Origin of the sequence: Paenibacillus bovis (assembly GCF_001421015.2) — a bacterium.
Classification (GTDB): domain Bacteria; phylum Bacillota; class Bacilli; order Paenibacillales; family Paenibacillaceae; genus Saccharibacillus; species Saccharibacillus bovis.
In genome coordinates this window covers 776,627-792,500 of the sequence record NZ_CP013023.1, presented here as the reverse complement: position 1 = coordinate 792,500, position 15,874 = coordinate 776,627, and the positions used below count along the sequence as shown (strand labels likewise).

Here is a 15,874-nt window from a genome sequence, read left to right as displayed (position 1 = left end):
CGACAATAGCTGATTGAACTTGCAATAAGCATAGAAATGATAAGAGTTTCTTTTATAATAAGCAGTTAATTTTTTTGCAACTTCTATATTATATTTTATTACTGCTTTATTGATTATTCTCCTTTGAAGTTTAATCAAACAATTTGTCAGATCCCGTATTAAATTGAGCTTTCGTCAGATGATGAGTGAGTCTCTTTATCTGACGCATGACGTTTTAATCACTTGTTGTGCTTCATCTGATAGTATAAATGCTTAGTGATCATCATAGTACAAGTACTTAGTTATCGTCGCTATATACAAAAACAAACAGAGAACGAATAGATACCCGTTCTCTGTTTTTGAAATGATCTATTACGGACGCAGCAGGTTCTCCATATAGCAGGACTAGAGAAATGCGATCTCGCTTTTCCTTTTGTAAAGCAAGCTCCTCCAAGTTTGAAGATCGTATACGCATGATACATGGCGGTATATTCTTTTTCTCTATAATTATGGAGCCTGAATCTCCGGAAACGCGTTTTGTACCTGTTTGGTAAAATTGGCTAAGACTGCAGCATAGTCGGTATGATTGGTAATGCCTTCTTTTGCGACTTTGCGCCATGTACTGAGAATTTCTTCACTGTACTTGTCGGGTTGGAGCGCAGGCAGGTCTTTGACTACATCGTAGTACACTTTCATTACTTTTTGGTCGCCGGTGATCTCGGAGGTGAATGTATTTAGATTCTTCTCATATACTTTGGCGTTTCCCGGCATATTGCCGGTTGCCTCTAGGTTATGCTGCTGCCACTTCTCACCGGCGATATATTTGATAAACTCGTAAGCAAGTTCCTGATTGGGTGATTCCCGATAAATACCACGGTAGGTTCCTCCGTTATAGTAGCCTTCTGGTGTACGCGCGACTCCGTATTTTCCTTTGGCTGCTCCGTTGTCATTATCAATCATAAATGAGGCCCAGGCCGGCATTGTCGTCAGAACTACACTGCCATCATTAAGGGCATTTCCCCAGCCCGCTGACATAAAGGAGAGCTTGGCATCCACATTGTTATCATTAATCTGCTGCTGGATCGTATAGTACTGTTCCCACTTGGGGTCGATATTTAACTTGCCATCTTTGACCCAGGGTTCTGTATTGTATGCTTCGATATCAAACAGGTCACCTGAATTGGAGATCAGATGCACCTGCCCCTGGCTTTGCTGTTCCACTTTCTGCCCCAGAGCAATGATTTTATCCCAGCTATTCACCATATCGCTGATTTGGTCTGGATCATCGGTACCCAAGTACTTTTGAGCATTCTCACGAATATACCAGAATCCTCCGGGAGAAGAGTGGTCAGATACAGCGCGAATAGTATTATCGGATGCTCTCCCCAGTGCCTGTACGTAAGGCACGTAATTAGCTACCAGATCTTCCGCCCCCATAGCCGACAAATCCGACAGATACTTGGAATCGATAAACTTGCCAATATAGGAACGTTCCAGATCAAATACATCCGGTACATTCTGTCCGGATTGAAGAGCGGTTAGCAGCTTGGTCTGATAATCGTCCCCCGGAAATGTTTTGACTTCGACTTTCACCTTGGGATTTTCCTTCATAAATTGGGCAGCCATATCCTCTACCTGATCAAAAAACGTCCATACGACCAAATTGCCTTCCAGCTCTCCACTGGCATTACGGGCAGGTTGACTTGCTGTTGATTGCTTATCTTTGCCTCCGCAGCCTACCAGCATTGCGGCAATCAGCAAGATAGCGATACTTGTTCTCCAGACAGTTGTTGTTTTCACATGGGATTCTCCTTTGAAATCGAATAGGTACGGGTATAGACGTATATCGAGCTAACCTTTGACTGCGCCTGCTGCTACACTGCTGATAATGCGCTTCGACATGATCGAGAATACAATGAGTATAGGAATAATCGAGATCACAATGCCTACATATTGTGCACCAAAATCAGCTGTGAATTGCGATTTGACACCAGCGATCATAACAGGCAACGTCTGAAGTTCATTATCAAAAAGGATAATTAACGGGTTGAGGAAATCATTCCATTTGCCAATGAAAGTAAAAATTGCGAGTGTAGCTATTCCGGGCATCATAAGCGGCAGTACCAGTCGGTGGAAAATATACAACTCCCCACTGCCATCGATTCGGCCGGATTCGATAATCTCGGAAGGTATAGAGCTATCGGCAAACTGCTTCATCAGAAAAACACCAAATGCATTATGGACCGATGGCAAAATCAGCGGCCAATACGTATTCAGCCATCCAAAGGAGTCCATCAGACGGTAAAATCCGATAATGCCCAGCTGACCCGGGATCATCATCGTACCCAGTACAATAGCAAATAGCATACTGCTAAGACTAAAACGATATTTAGAAAATCCATAGCCTGCCAGCGCAGAGAAATATACCGTTAACAGAGTGGAAATCACACTGATTAATGTAGTATTGGCAAAGCCACGCCAGATCGGTACGGTCTCAATCAATCGATGATAATTATCCAGCAATTGATCCCCGGGAATCAGCAGCAGCTGACGAGCGATACTGGAGTTGGTATGTGTCGCTGTAATAAACATGCTGTAAAAAGGGATCAGACAAATTACGGCGCTTCCTATCAGTAAAAGGTAGATGAACAACCTGGATAGTATTCTTCCTGTTTTTCCATTGTTCGCATCAGGTCGTTCGGGTACTGTCTTACTGCTCCACTCCATTTTTAACCTCCCTGGTTATTATTCATAGTAAGTCCGCTTATAGATATGCGACCACAATTCTTCCTTCCTCGTCCACTCCGATCAGACAGGCTGTCATACTGTTATACAGCCAGACCTGCTTTTACTGCTCTCGTCTGCGTGTAAGCCAGACGGTGACGGCAGTAAAGCACATTACAATCACAAACACACCATAAGCAATAGCTGCCCCATAACCAAAATTGAAATTCTTGAAAGCCGTCTCATACAAATACATAATCATGGTACGAGTCGTATTATTAGGACCATTGCCAATCATATACGGCGAATCGAATAACTGCAGTCCTCCAATCACCGACGTAATCAGTGTGAAAATAAATACCGGGCGCAGCAGCGGAATCGTTACATACCATGTTTTCTGCCAGCCGTTGGCACCGTCCACCTGTGAAGCCTCGTATACTTCATCAGGAATACTCTGCAGGCCTGCGATAAAAACGATCATATTAAACCCAAAATTCTGCCAGCAGATAACAGCAGCTACAATCAAGCGGGACCACCATGGATTGTTAAACCAGTTAATCGGATCTTCCACCAGACCAATCGTGGTCAGCAGCTTATTTATACTCCCTGTCTGCCAATCAAAAATCAGGCTGAACAATACCCCGAGCGTAACAGGCGTGATAATATTCGGAAAATAGTATATGGCACGAAAAAAATGCTTGCCCCGGATAAATTTCTCATTGAGGATAATGGCAAGCGTAATTGCAATAATCAGTTGAGGAACAATCGAGAAGATCCAGATGATCAGCGTATTGCCAATCGATTGATAAAAAGCTATATCATGCAGCAGGCGGGTATAATTGCCAAAGCCTGTGTATGCCGGATCATTAAATGCATCCCAATTGGTAAAGCTCAGATAGAGCGTATACAGAATAGGCACCAATCCAAATACAGCGAACGAGATAAAAAACGGAGCAACGAAGATGTACCCAAAATAATATTTATTGAGCTTGGAATTCACGATTCTCCCCCTTTGGCAACGTCTGTATTCACTTTAGAACAGGAATCACGGATGACCAGCGAAGGTTCGAGCAGATGCACCCGGCCAGATACGGATAGTATGGCTGTATCTGCGCCGTTTGCTTGCTGCCCTTGCTTGTCTGACTGTATCGGCGATCCTCCTCCTTTCTCCAGCTGTTCGAACAAGCTGGCAGCTGCCTGGCATCCGATTTGTTCAAACGGCTGCCGGATAGTTGTAAGCGCAGGCCTTACCCATTCGGAGATAGGAATATCATCATAACCAATGATGGACATCTGCTCCGGTACAGACAATCCATATTCATGGATCGCACGAAGCGCTCCAATAGCGGTCTCGTCATTAGAACCGATTACAGCTGTAAAATCAGCTTGTTGCAGCAGTTTCTTCATAGTCTCGTAACCTCCCTCTTTACTCCAATCCGAAGACGTTACAAGCGCTTGATCATATTCCAGCTGATGCTGCTTGAGCGCTTCACGATAGCCCCTAAAACGATAATCACTGGCTGTAGCATATTCAGGGCCAGAGATGTAGGCTATTCGGCGATGACCGAGCTCATACAAATAACGTACCGATTTTGCTGTTCCCGCCCCATTATCTACATCGATAGCCAAAATATTGTCCATTTCTCCGTGATCGCCTATAAGCACTACCGGATACGGAGTCTGACTGATCTGTTCCAGCTCCTCTTTGGCACGCTTTTTGAAACTAAGCAAAATGATGCCGTCTACCTCGCCTTCATACAACAATTTCAAAAATGAGCTCTCTTGTCTGCGCTCTGCGGCTTTTCCTCTCGGGTAATTAGAATCCCAACTGTAGAATACACTGTTATATCCGTGATCGTGGGTGATCTGCTCAATGCCGCGTATGATACCGGAGTAAAACGTGTTGGATATATTGTCGACGATGACACCGATATTAAATGTCTTGTTCATTACCAACCGGCGTGCGTTCATATTACGATGGTAATTGAGCTCCTTGATCGCTTTCTCCAGTGCTTCCTGGGTGTGCCGCCGGACGGATTGGCCGTTAAGATAACGAGAAACAGTACTCTTGGATGTATTAGCCAGTCGTGCAACGTCATGAATAGTAGGTCCCATAGGTTTTCCCTCTCTGTCTCTATGTATTAAATGTGTGTTGATCCCAACGTATGTATTCGTCTGTTAGATAGCTGTTTCTTTTAGTGGGAACGTTCCCAGTTGTGCAGCTAATAACATATACCCTAAAATGCGACAATATAACAAAAAAAGCGTCAGTTCACCATAAAATGGGACCTGACGCCTTGTATTAAAGACTTTGTGATTATTAGAAAAAGGATTATAGTTCTCTGCGCCCTTCCAGCGCTTTGGACAGGGTGACTTCATCTGCATATTCCAGATCTCCGCCAACCGGCAGTCCGTGAGCAATCCGGGTTACCTTTAGATTAAATGGCTTCACCAGACGCGAGATATACATGGCTGTTGCTTCGCCCTCAATGTTGGGGTTGGTGGCCAGAATCAGCTCCTGCACCCGCTCATCACTCAGACGATTCAGCAGTTCTTTGAGCTTGATTTCGTCGGGACCTATACCTTCGATCGGCGAGATGGCTCCATGCAGTACATGATAATAGCCATCGAATTCACGGGTACGCTCCATCGCGACCAGATCCTTGGGCTCCTGTACCACACAAATGACAGAAGCATCTCTCGTTTTGTCCTGACAGATCTGGCATGGATCCGCGTCAGTAATATTACCGCATACGGAACAGTAGTGAAGATTCCGCTTCACATTGACCAGTGCTTTGGCAAAGTCAATCACGTCGTCTTCTTTCATACGAAGAACGTGAAAGGCAAGCCGACCGGCTGTCTTCGGCCCTACTCCCGGCAAGTGCGTAAAAGCATCTATCAATTTAGCAATCGGTTCGGGATAATACAATACAGCGATCTCCTTTGAGACCGGTCATTTGGCTAATGCCGATCTGTTATTTTAGAACAGGCCAGGAATCTTCATTCCGCCTGTGAATTTACCCATATCCTGGTTCGCCAGTTCTTCTGCTTTGCTCATTGCATCGTTAACAGCTGTGAGTACCAGATCCTGCAGCATTTCCACGTCATCCGGATCTACAGCTTCCGGTTTGATGTTGATAGAGATAATTTTTTTGTGTCCGTTAACCTCAACAGAGACTACGCCGCCACCAGCAGAACCAGATACTGTTTTGGAACCCAGTTCTTCCTGTGCTTTCAGCATTTGCTCCTGCATTTTCTTCACTTGCTTCATCATCTGATTCATGTTACCCATTTCCAATCATCTCCTCTAATAAAGTATAAGTGTATTTATCATTATTCCTTGATTACAACCAATTCCTCGCCAAACAGCTGAATGGCTTCATCCACCAGTGCATCGCTGTTGGCGGATTCCTCGTGCTCCAGTTTGAGCTCTTCACCCGGTTGATCGCTTGTTCCTTCGATCGCGTCCATCCAGTCTTTTTGCATCATCGTTACGAGGCGATAGGTACCGCCCAGTATTTCATTCAATACCGATTCGATCACCTGCTTGTTGGCAGACTTCTCGATCGTCTCCCGGTGCATATCATGCTTGAAGGCGACCAGAATCGCATCTTCATGAAAAGATACAGGGTCACAGTTTACAAACCAGGCATGGATAGTGACTTTGACCTCTTTGACACGCTGCAGCACTTTGCTCCAGGAACCAGAGATTTTGGCAAAGTCCTCATGATTGCGGTTGGACACATAATGGGTCATTTGTGATGGAATCTTGGCGGCAGACGATATTCTCGGAGCAGGTGCCCGTCTGCCCGTATTCCCGGAAGCTGCAGCTTCTCCTCCAGCAGCAATACCGGATTTGAGCGCTTTATCCAGCTTTTGCTCCAGTGCTGCCAGCTGCTGCTTGAGCTGTCTTACCTCACTCGCATCAGCCGAGCTGCCACTACTGGAAGCTGCCCCGGATGCATTCTCGGAAGCACCGCTACCCGGTATACTACTTAGCTTGAGCAGCGCTACTTCAAACAGCATTTGCGGCTGGGTCGCATACTTCATCTCGGTTTGATAATGATTCAGCGTATCGATCATAGCAAACAGCTGCTCTTTGGTAAAAGCGGCCGCTGTCTCGCGGAAATTATCCGGGTTCAGCATACGCTCAGTCAGATCACCCGCCTGCGGGATCATCTTGATCATCAGCACATCACGGAAATAGTATAGCAGATTCTCCATGCACTTCTCTGCACTCTTACCTTCCTGCATAAATGATTCTACCATATGCAGTACCTTGCCTACATCATTCTGGAGTAATGCCGAAGCCAGTTCGGCAAACTGCTCGGAGGCAATACCGCCTGTCATCTGCAGTACCTGCGAATACGTGATCTTGCCTTCGGTAAATGAAGATACCTGATCCAGTATACTCAGCGCATCCCGCATCCCGCCGTCGGACAAACGAGCGATGTACTCCAAAGCATCCCGTTCCGACTCCAGACCTTCCTGCTCGGAGATTAGCTGCAGACGCTCTGTCTGCTCCTGCAGCGATACCCGGCGGAAGTCAAACCGCTGACAACGTGAAATAATCGTCGCCGGCAGACGATGAGGCTCTGTTGTAGCCAGTATAAATACCACATGGCCCGGCGGTTCTTCCAGTGTCTTGAGCAGCGCATTGAACGCTTCCGTCGTCAGCATGTGGACTTCATCTATAATATATACTTTGCGCCGGACTTCGGTGGGCGCATATTTTACCTTTTCTCTGAGATCCCGGATTTCTTCGACACCCCGGTTGGAGGCGGCGTCAATCTCCAGTACATCCATAATATTGCCGGAAGTGATCCGTTTACAGGTCTCACATTCATTACAAGGCTCGATCGCCGGACCTTTTTCACAGTTGATCGCTTTGGCCAGTATTTTGGCGGCAGATGTTTTGCCTGTACCTCTGGGACCATTAAACAGATAGGCATGTGAAATACGCTCTTCCCGAATGGCATTCTGCAGTGTCTGAATGATATGCTGCTGTCCTACCATGTCCTGAAACGACTGCGGCCGCCAAGCACGATAAAGTGCGATATGTTCCACTTGCTTACCCTCTTTCTTGTATATGGCTACCTTTGATTTAAACTGTTCTCAAAGGTGATCTGGCATAAAAATAACTACAATAAAACAAAAGAACTTACCTTTAATTATACTATAAATCAGCATCAAGAAAAACCTGCAGACCCTAATTTCACAAACAAAAAACACCTGTTGCAGTACGCAAAAGGTGTTATGAATAGCTTAGTTATATACCGTGCACCTGTCTTCGATAATTGCGATCCAAGCGGTTCTTCTGAGCGACAGCTCAGGATAGGCACTCCCTCGGCACAAGAACGAAACTGCTTATGGCTGCTTCCTTCCGGACCTGACCAGGTTCACAGGTGTTCCTTGCGAAGGACCCATCCGTCAACACTGCGCTCAGATACCTGCCTTACATCGACAATACCTAGGACAGGAATTCAATCTCGCTATAGCGGATTGCGAGTTATAGGGCACCGCTACCTCCCCATCTAGCACGGCATTAAGTAATTATACCTGACACACGTAGACAATGCAACTATCCACTTGGATATGTTTTGCCGGGTCAGTTGGTTGTCGCGGAAGCCGTAGTGGAACGGGTCGTACGTCTACCCGTGTTCCCGGAACCGGTACTGGACGAAGGCGAAGATTTCTTGGCACCGGAACTGCCGTTTTTGCTATCTTCCCGGGTATCAAATGTAGCAAGGAACTCCTGATTGGTCTTAGAGTTGCGCAGCTTTTTGAGGAAGCCTTCCACAAAGTCCTGGCTATCGTTCATATTTTTGCGGATATGCCAGATGGTATCCAGCTCTTCCTTGGCAAGCAGATCTTCTTCGCGGCGTGTACCCGAACGGCGGATATCGATCGCCGGGAAAATACGGCGCTCGGACAGTTTACGGTCCAGATGCAGCTCCATATTACCAGTACCTTTGAATTCTTCGTAAATGATATCATCCATACGGGAGCCGGTGTCGATCAGCGCTGTCGCCAAGATGGTCAGACTACCGCCTTCCTCTACATTACGGGCAGAACCGAAAAAGCGCTTTGGACGATGGAAAGCTGCCGGATCAATACCACCGCTCAGTGTACGACCGGATGGCGGAATCACCAGATTGTAGGCACGTGCCAGACGAGTGATACTGTCCATCAGAATAACGACATCTTTTTTGTGTTCGACAAGACGCAGTGCACGCTCCAGCACCAGCTCGGCTACTTTGATATGATTCTCGGGCAATTCGTCAAATGTAGAAGCAATAACTTCACCTTTGACCGAACGCTGCATATCTGTCACTTCCTCCGGACGCTCGTCAATAAGCAGCACAAAAAGCTCAATCTCCGGATTGTTCGTTGAGATGCTGTTCGCGATTTCTTTGAGCAGGAGTGTTTTACCGGCTTTGGGAGGTGCTACGATCAGACCACGCTGTCCCAGTCCGACTGGAGCCAGTACATCCATGATCCGTGTAGAGAGTTTGTTGGGAGCTGTCTCAAGAACCAGCTTCTTTTGCGGGTAGAGAGGAGTCAGCGCAGGGAAATGAAGGCGTTCTGCTGCTTGTTCCGGACTGATACCGTTTACGGCATTAACCTGAAGAAGTCCGAAATAACGTTCGTTTTCTTTGGGTGCCCGGCATTTACCGGATACCAGGTCTCCGGTACGCAGATCGAATTTGCGAATCTGTGAAGCCGAAATATAAATATCCTCTGCACTTGGCAAATAATTGATCGGCCGCAGGAATCCGTATCCTTCAGGCAGTATTTCAAGTACGCCCTGCATGAACATAAGTCCACTGCGTTCAGCCTGCGCACGTAGAATTGCAAAGATCAATTCCTTTTTTTTGAGCTGCCCATAATACGGAATCTGGTACTGCTTGGCCAGTTTGTACAAGTCGGTCAGCTTCATTTCTTCCAAATCGGAAATTTGTAAATCCATACAATAACCACCTATTCAATTTTATAGAGAATGTTAGACAATCGATAGAATAATGTTGGGAATAATCAGAAGATTGAATTATACGGAGTGGATACTTCCAAATTCATTCATAGGATAGCATTACCCATTTTGGGAGGAGATATTCAAGAGGTATGTATTTTGGGAAATACAAGTGAATTCTCCTCCCTGTAAGAGGGACAAACAAATTAGAGAGTCGGTGTTTCCAGCGTCTCTCTCCATACATTGGCACCCAGATTGCGCAGATTATCTACCAGATGGTCATAACCACGATCAATAAACTCTACACCGGATACTTCGGTTACACCTTCACCTACAGTCAAACCTGCAATAACCAGCGCCGCACCTGCGCGCAAATCCATTGCTTTGACTTTGGCTGCATTTAATTCGCCGCCTTCGATAATAGCCGAGCGGCCTTCTACCTTGATCTTGGCTCCCATGCGCGCCAGCTCCGGCACATGCTTGAATCGGCTGCTGTAGACAAAGTCACTCAGCACACTGACTCCCTGTGCTTGTGTGAGCAGACTGGTCATCGGAGATTGCAGATCGGTAGCAAAGCCCGGATAGGTCAGTGCTTTGACATCTACATGGTTGTAGGAAGCCTTGCCGAGAACACGGATACCTTCATCCAGTTCATCCACATGCACGCCCATTTCCAGCAGCTTGGCGGTTACCGCCTCCAGATGCTTGGGAATTACATTGTCAATCAGAACATCACCGCGCGTTGCCGCTGCAGCGATCATATACGTACCTGCCTGAATACGGTCAGGAATAATGGAATGTCGACAGCCATGCATTTCGGAAACGCCCTCAATACGGATCGTTTCGGTACCAGCGCCTTTGATACTTGCGCCCATGGCATTCAATAATGTTGCTACATCTATAATCTCAGGCTCTTTCGCCGCGTTTTCGATAATGGTATGGCCTTTGGCTCTTGCTGCCGCCAGCATAATATTGATGGTCGCACCCACACTGGCTACGTCCAGATAGATTTTGGCTCCACGGAGCTCTTTGGCATATAAATGAATCGAACCATGTTCATTGGTAACTGTTGCACCGAGTGCTTCAAAGCCTTTGATATGCTGATCGATAGGTCTTGGTTCAAAGTTGCAGCCGCCCGGCAAGCCGATCGTTGCTTCTCCAAAACGTCCAAGTAACGCACCCATCATATAATAGGATGCCCGCAGCTTTTTGACAGGTCCGTTGGGCATTGGAATAGATCTGACACTGCTTGGATCAATACGCATCTGGTTATCCAGTTCATGCCAGCTTACGCTTGCACCCAGATTCTCGAGAATTTCCGCATAAACTGCCACATCGCTCAGAAGGGGCAAGTTATCCAGCACGACTTCTGACTCGGCGAGCAATGCCGCAGGAATAAGCGCAATGGCACTGTTTTTTGCACCACTGATGGTGATAGTTCCCTGCAGCGGACGTCCGCCACTGATCATCAATTTTTCCATAAAGCTTAATGTCCCCCTACGTGTTTTGCAGCCGATAAAACGACACGTGCTGTTGATTTTTGGCGGTTAAAATGGAAAGACACCGGCTCAGCGGTGTGCTCTCCATAACAACCTATTTAATTAGACCTTTTCCGGCTGGAAAAGTTCCGGTTTATTTCTGTTTTAACTTCTGCATACTGTAATATACACTACGCCCATGCAAAAAGCCAATTACGCTTTGTTGCTTGTACCGAACTCACGGATTTTACCGATAACGGTTTGTTTGATCGCATCGCGACCTGGAACGATGAAAGTACGTGGATCGTAAGCTTCCGGTTTGTCAGCCAGTACTTTGCGAACCGCTTTTGCGAATTCGATCTGGTTTTCGGTGTTTACGTTGATTTTGGAAGTACCCAGGGAGATCGCTTTGTCGATATCGTGTTTAGGGATACCAGTACCACCGTGCAGTACGAGTGGCAGTTTAACCGCGTCACGAATTTCTTCCATTTCTTTGAAGCCCAGGTTAGGCTCGCCATGGTAAGGACCGTGTACGGAACCCAGTGCAGGTGCCAGTGTATCGATACCTGTTTCTTTAACGAGGCGTGTGCACTCTTCCAGGTCAGCGTACATGATACCGCCGATTACGTCGTCTTCCTGTCCGCCTACAGTACCAACTTCAGCTTCTACGGAAACGCCTTTAGCGTGTGCATACTCAACTACTTTTTTCGTCATTTCGATGTTCTCTTCGATAGGGTGGTGAGAACCGTCGATCATAACGGAAGTAAAGCCAGCGTCGATCGCTTCTTTACATTTGTCAAAGCTGGAACCATGGTCCAGGTGAATGGCTACAGGAACCGTGATTTTCATATCGTGAAGCAGACCTTCTACCATTTTGACAACAGTAGTGAATCCGCCCATGTGACGTGCTGCACCTTCGGATACACCGAGGATTACTGGTGATTTTTCTTCTTCCGCTGCACCCAGAATCGCTTGTGTCCACTCCAGGTTGTTGATGTTGTATTGACCAACTGCATATTTACCTTCGAGTGCTTTGTTTAACATATCTGTCATAGATACTAATGGCATAATGACATCCTCCTCAAAAATGTTGGGTATGTCCCAAAATTGTGTAAGCCGCTACTGCATACGTGCCTATTATAACATAACCCACTTCAAATACTAAACAAGCAATTTGAAAAGAGATATGCGCCTTCGCACATTCAAATCAAATGATTTGCAGCCTTAATACAGGGTCATTGATCTACGCCGGTACCGCGCAAACACTGGTCAACGGCCTTGCGCATATCATCAATATCAAACGGCTTGGTAAAGTGACCAATCGCGCCCAGGTCTTTGGCTTTTTGGATAATATCCAGCTCGCCGTAGGCAGTCATCATAATGACGTGAATCTGCGGATGTGTGGACTTGATATGGCGCAGAATCTCCAGTCCATCCATACCCGGTATTTTCATATCCAGCAGTACCAGATCGGGAACTTCCTGCTCTACCACTTCCAGCGCCGCCTTGCCATTGGCTGCCTGGAACATCTGATAGCCCTCATTGCTGAATAATTCTACAAGCAATATTCGAATTCCATTTTGATCATCGACAATTAATATTTTTTTCTGTTCCATCTGTCACCTTTCCCTTCGTCTGTGCTGATCGGTTCTCCTGTTGGTGCATTGATCTACTATTCAGAACGATGACGAGCTACAATATCCTGTTTGGGTTGAAATGTAAATCCTTACTTTGAATAACATAATATACACTTTCGCTTTTTTTCGCGTAAATCCTGCATCATTGCGAAAAAGACAGCGCATACTGCGACAAAATCTGCCTTGTACACCGCTGTCCAATCCCTACCAATAAGGGATGCAAAAAGATACGCTTCAATTACCTATTTGCCCGGGTATCTATTCATACTGTTTTATTATACAAAAAAACCACCTGCATCTTCTTCAAGATACAGGTGGTTGCCAAAAATAAAAATTAAACGTATAATCTTAAACCCGGCGCTCTTATGATTGATGAGCAAGGGAAGCTTTGACGAATTCACGGAACAGTGGCTGTGGACGGTTCGGACGGGAAGTGAATTCCGGATGGAACTGTACAGCCAGGAACCATGGATGATCAGGAACTTCCACGATCTCTACCAATCGGCCGTCCGGAGAAGTACCGGAGATTTTCATGCCGACTTTTTCAATCTGCTCACGGTATTGGTTATTGAACTCGTACCGGTGACGATGACGCTCATATACCAGCTCTTCGCCATAGCATTCCATGGCCAGGGAACCTGGTTGCAGCTTACAAGGATACAGTCCCAGACGCATCGTGCCGCCCAGATCTTCGATATCTTTTTGTTCCGGCAGAAGATCGATAACCGGGTACGGTGTAGCCGGATTGATTTCGGAGCTGTTTGCACCTTCGAGACCTGCGAATGCGCGTGCATATTCAATAACGGATACTTGCATACCCAGGCAAATACCGAAGTAAGGAATCTGTTGTTCACGAGCATAACGGATTGCGTTGATCTTACCTTCAATACCACGATCGCCGAAGCCGCCAGGAACGAGGATACCGCCGATGCCGCCAAGCTTCTCAGCTACATTCTCGTCTGTCAGTTCTTCTGCATCTACCCAGCGGAGTTTTACATCTGCATTGGCATGATATCCAGCGTGGGACAGGGATTCTACAACACTCAGGTACGCATCGTGCAGCGCTACATATTTACCGACAATCGCGATTTCAACTGTTTTTTCCAGATGCTGAATACGGTTCAGCAGCTCTTCCCATTCCGTCATATCCGGAGCTGGTGCATCCAGTTTCAGGTGATTTACAACGATATCGTCCAGACCTTCTTCACGCAGGTTCAATGGAACTTCATACAGTGAAGATGCATCACGACATTCGATTACTGCATTAGCGTCGATATCACAGAACAGCGCGATTTTGGCTTTCATGTCTTCGGACAGCTCATATTCGGTACGGCATACAATTACGTTCGGCTGAATACCGATACTACGCAGTTCTTTGACACTGTGCTGGGTTGGCTTGGTTTTGACTTCGCCGGCTGCTTTGATATAAGGAATCAGTGTAACGTGAATGTACATCACATTGTCACGGCCTACATCACTCTTGATCTGACGAATGGCTTCGAGGAATGGAAGACTCTCGATATCCCCGACTGTACCACCGATCTCGGTAATAACAACATCAGAGTTGGCTTCACGGCCAGCGCGGAATACGCGTTCTTTGATTTCATTCGTGATATGCGGGATAACCTGTACTGTACCACCCAGATATTCACCACGACGCTCTTTGCTGATAACGGAGGAGTATACTTTACCTGTCGTTACGTTGCTGTTTTTGGACAGGTTGATATCGATAAAACGCTCATAGTGTCCCAAATCCAGATCGGTCTCGGCGCCATCATCTGTTACAAATACTTCGCCATGCTGATAAGGACTCATTGTTCCCGGGTCTATGTTAATATAAGGATCGAATTTTTGGATCGTTACTTTCAAACCTCTGTTTTTGAGCAGTCTGCCCAGTGAAGCGGCTGTAATCCCTTTACCCAGTGAAGATACAACCCCACCTGTTACAAAAATATACTTTGTCACAATATAACCTCCTAATTATTATCCAGACATTCAAATCAGCATCTTGCCGCCATGAATCCTACGTAGTTCATCTAACAACCAGCAGAGCCCACTTTAAATCTTCTACCAGTTCATCGATCCATCGTAATGTTCCATCGCGATCAGGACGCCCAGGGGGAGATATATCCCAAAAAAAACAAAAAAAGTGACACCCGTAGCCACGGGGCACTTTATTTATTTCAGCAAATTATGCGCTGCATATATGTTGATTTATAGTTTGATTCATAAGCCCATGCAATAGTTTACTCTGTTCTGCAATGCTGTGTCAAGACATATCCCGAGAAAGATGAACGTAATATTTACTTTCATCTTTTTGGGAGCGCAGCGAGCCTTTATGGCAGGTCTGAATATACCTTATTTCCGTTCATTGTATTTGCAAAATCCATATTTATTCACAAAAAAACCTGCCCCTTCACAGGGCAGGTCAGGAAATTAACGGTCTTCGTCCGTATCTTCCTCTTTGAATTCCGTAGTTTCCTCGTCTTCGTCGAAGTCTTCATCCTCATCTTCATCTTCGATGACCAGGTCTTCGCTATCCTCTTCATCCTCGGAGAAGATCGCTTCATCATCATCGTCGTTGTCATCTACATCATCGTAGTTGTCATCTTCGATTTCATCATCTTCATCGTTGGTATCAGCTACATCTTCGTTGTTGAACTCATCATCTTCGATATCATCATCATCATTATCGTCGTTGATAATACGTGGACGTTTGGCGTTCGCTACCGGATCTTCAGCGCGCTCCAGTGGATACCAGCGCTTCAGGCCCCACAGGTTGGTACCTACACAGGCAAAACGGCCATCAATATTCAGCTCTGTATACAGCTGAGCGATATATTCGTTAATTTGCTCTTCCGTATAACCGCGCAGTTCGGCAACTTCCTTCATCAGGTCACGGTAATACAAAGGTGTATTAATTTTTTTCAATACCGCAAAGGCCAGATCCACCATTGGGATCTCGTGCACTTTCTCCGGATTGATCTTCAATTCTTGCGGTGTGCTCACTTACGGACACTTCCTCTCGGATCCAATTTCAGTCTGCTTATTTGATTCTATCCCGATACGTTACGGATAGGAATGAA

Annotated in this window: 13 protein-coding genes and 1 other RNA gene; all 14 read right to left on the bottom strand. The window is 46.1% G+C overall.

Translation table 11 applies throughout. From position 1 onward, the window contains the following. Positions 1 to 486: 486 nt before the first annotated feature. The 14 genes from AR543_RS03425 to rpoE all read right to left on the bottom strand — a co-directional run bounded on the left by AR543_RS03425 (position 487) and on the right by rpoE (position 15,797). Positions 487 to 1,779, bottom strand: coding sequence for an ABC transporter substrate-binding protein (locus tag AR543_RS03425; protein ID WP_060531854.1), 1,293 nt, complete (start codon positions 1,777 to 1,779; stop codon positions 487 to 489). Positions 1,780 to 1,830: 51 nt separating this feature from the next. Further along, entirely contained in the window at positions 1,831 to 2,571 is a 741-nt protein-coding gene (locus AR543_RS03420) for a carbohydrate ABC transporter permease (protein WP_227871826.1), read from the bottom strand. A 256-nt stretch (positions 2,572 to 2,827) separates the two neighbouring features. Then, complete coding sequence (locus AR543_RS03415; protein WP_227871825.1) at positions 2,828 to 3,703, bottom strand: carbohydrate ABC transporter permease; 876 nt, start codon at positions 3,701 to 3,703, stop codon at positions 2,828 to 2,830. Beyond that, on the bottom strand, positions 3,700 to 4,818 hold the full coding sequence (locus tag AR543_RS03410; RefSeq protein WP_060531849.1) for a LacI family DNA-binding transcriptional regulator: 1,119 nt from the start codon (positions 4,816 to 4,818) through the stop codon (positions 3,700 to 3,702). The genes AR543_RS03415 and AR543_RS03410 overlap by 4 nt, the downstream gene beginning before the upstream one ends. 217 nt (positions 4,819 to 5,035) lie before the next feature. Continuing rightward, complete coding sequence (recR, locus tag AR543_RS03405; protein WP_060531848.1) at positions 5,036 to 5,632, bottom strand: recombination mediator RecR; 597 nt, start codon at positions 5,630 to 5,632, stop codon at positions 5,036 to 5,038. A gap of 51 nt (positions 5,633 to 5,683) precedes the next feature. Beyond that, the gene (locus AR543_RS03400) at positions 5,684 to 5,995 is read right to left on the bottom strand and encodes a YbaB/EbfC family nucleoid-associated protein (protein WP_060531846.1); all 312 of its coding nucleotides are present in this window, start codon (positions 5,993 to 5,995) and stop codon (positions 5,684 to 5,686) included. A gap of 41 nt (positions 5,996 to 6,036) precedes the next feature. Further along, positions 6,037 to 7,770, bottom strand: coding sequence for a DNA polymerase III subunit gamma/tau (gene dnaX / locus AR543_RS03395; RefSeq protein ID WP_060531844.1), 1,734 nt, complete (start codon positions 7,768 to 7,770; stop codon positions 6,037 to 6,039). A 209-nt stretch (positions 7,771 to 7,979) separates the two neighbouring features. Beyond that, positions 7,980 to 8,246, bottom strand: an RNA gene (ffs, locus tag AR543_RS03390) — signal recognition particle sRNA large type. A gap of 65 nt (positions 8,247 to 8,311) precedes the next feature. Then, on the bottom strand, positions 8,312 to 9,673 hold the full coding sequence (rho, locus tag AR543_RS03385; RefSeq protein WP_060531842.1) for a transcription termination factor Rho: 1,362 nt from the start codon (positions 9,671 to 9,673) through the stop codon (positions 8,312 to 8,314). A gap of 206 nt (positions 9,674 to 9,879) precedes the next feature. Next, the gene (locus tag AR543_RS03380) at positions 9,880 to 11,154 is read right to left on the bottom strand and encodes a UDP-N-acetylglucosamine 1-carboxyvinyltransferase (protein ID WP_060531839.1); all 1,275 of its coding nucleotides are present in this window, start codon (positions 11,152 to 11,154) and stop codon (positions 9,880 to 9,882) included. 210 nt (positions 11,155 to 11,364) lie between these two features. Beyond that, positions 11,365 to 12,219 (bottom strand): class II fructose-1,6-bisphosphate aldolase, encoded by an 855-nt coding sequence (gene fba / locus AR543_RS03375; protein ID WP_060531837.1) that lies wholly within the window; start codon positions 12,217 to 12,219, stop codon positions 11,365 to 11,367. A gap of 167 nt (positions 12,220 to 12,386) precedes the next feature. After that, positions 12,387 to 12,767: a response regulator gene (locus tag AR543_RS03370; RefSeq protein WP_060531835.1), complete on the bottom strand. Its 381-nt coding sequence runs from the start codon at positions 12,765 to 12,767 to the stop codon at positions 12,387 to 12,389. A gap of 384 nt (positions 12,768 to 13,151) precedes the next feature. Further along, a complete protein-coding gene (locus tag AR543_RS03365) occupies positions 13,152 to 14,753 on the bottom strand; it encodes a CTP synthase (RefSeq protein WP_060531834.1) in 1,602 nt (533 codons plus the stop codon). Positions 14,754 to 15,224: 471 nt separating this feature from the next. After that, positions 15,225 to 15,797, bottom strand: a complete 573-nt coding sequence (gene rpoE, locus AR543_RS03360; RefSeq protein ID WP_060531832.1) for a DNA-directed RNA polymerase subunit delta — start codon at positions 15,795 to 15,797, stop codon at positions 15,225 to 15,227. Between the last annotated feature and the right edge of the window lie 77 nt (positions 15,798 to 15,874).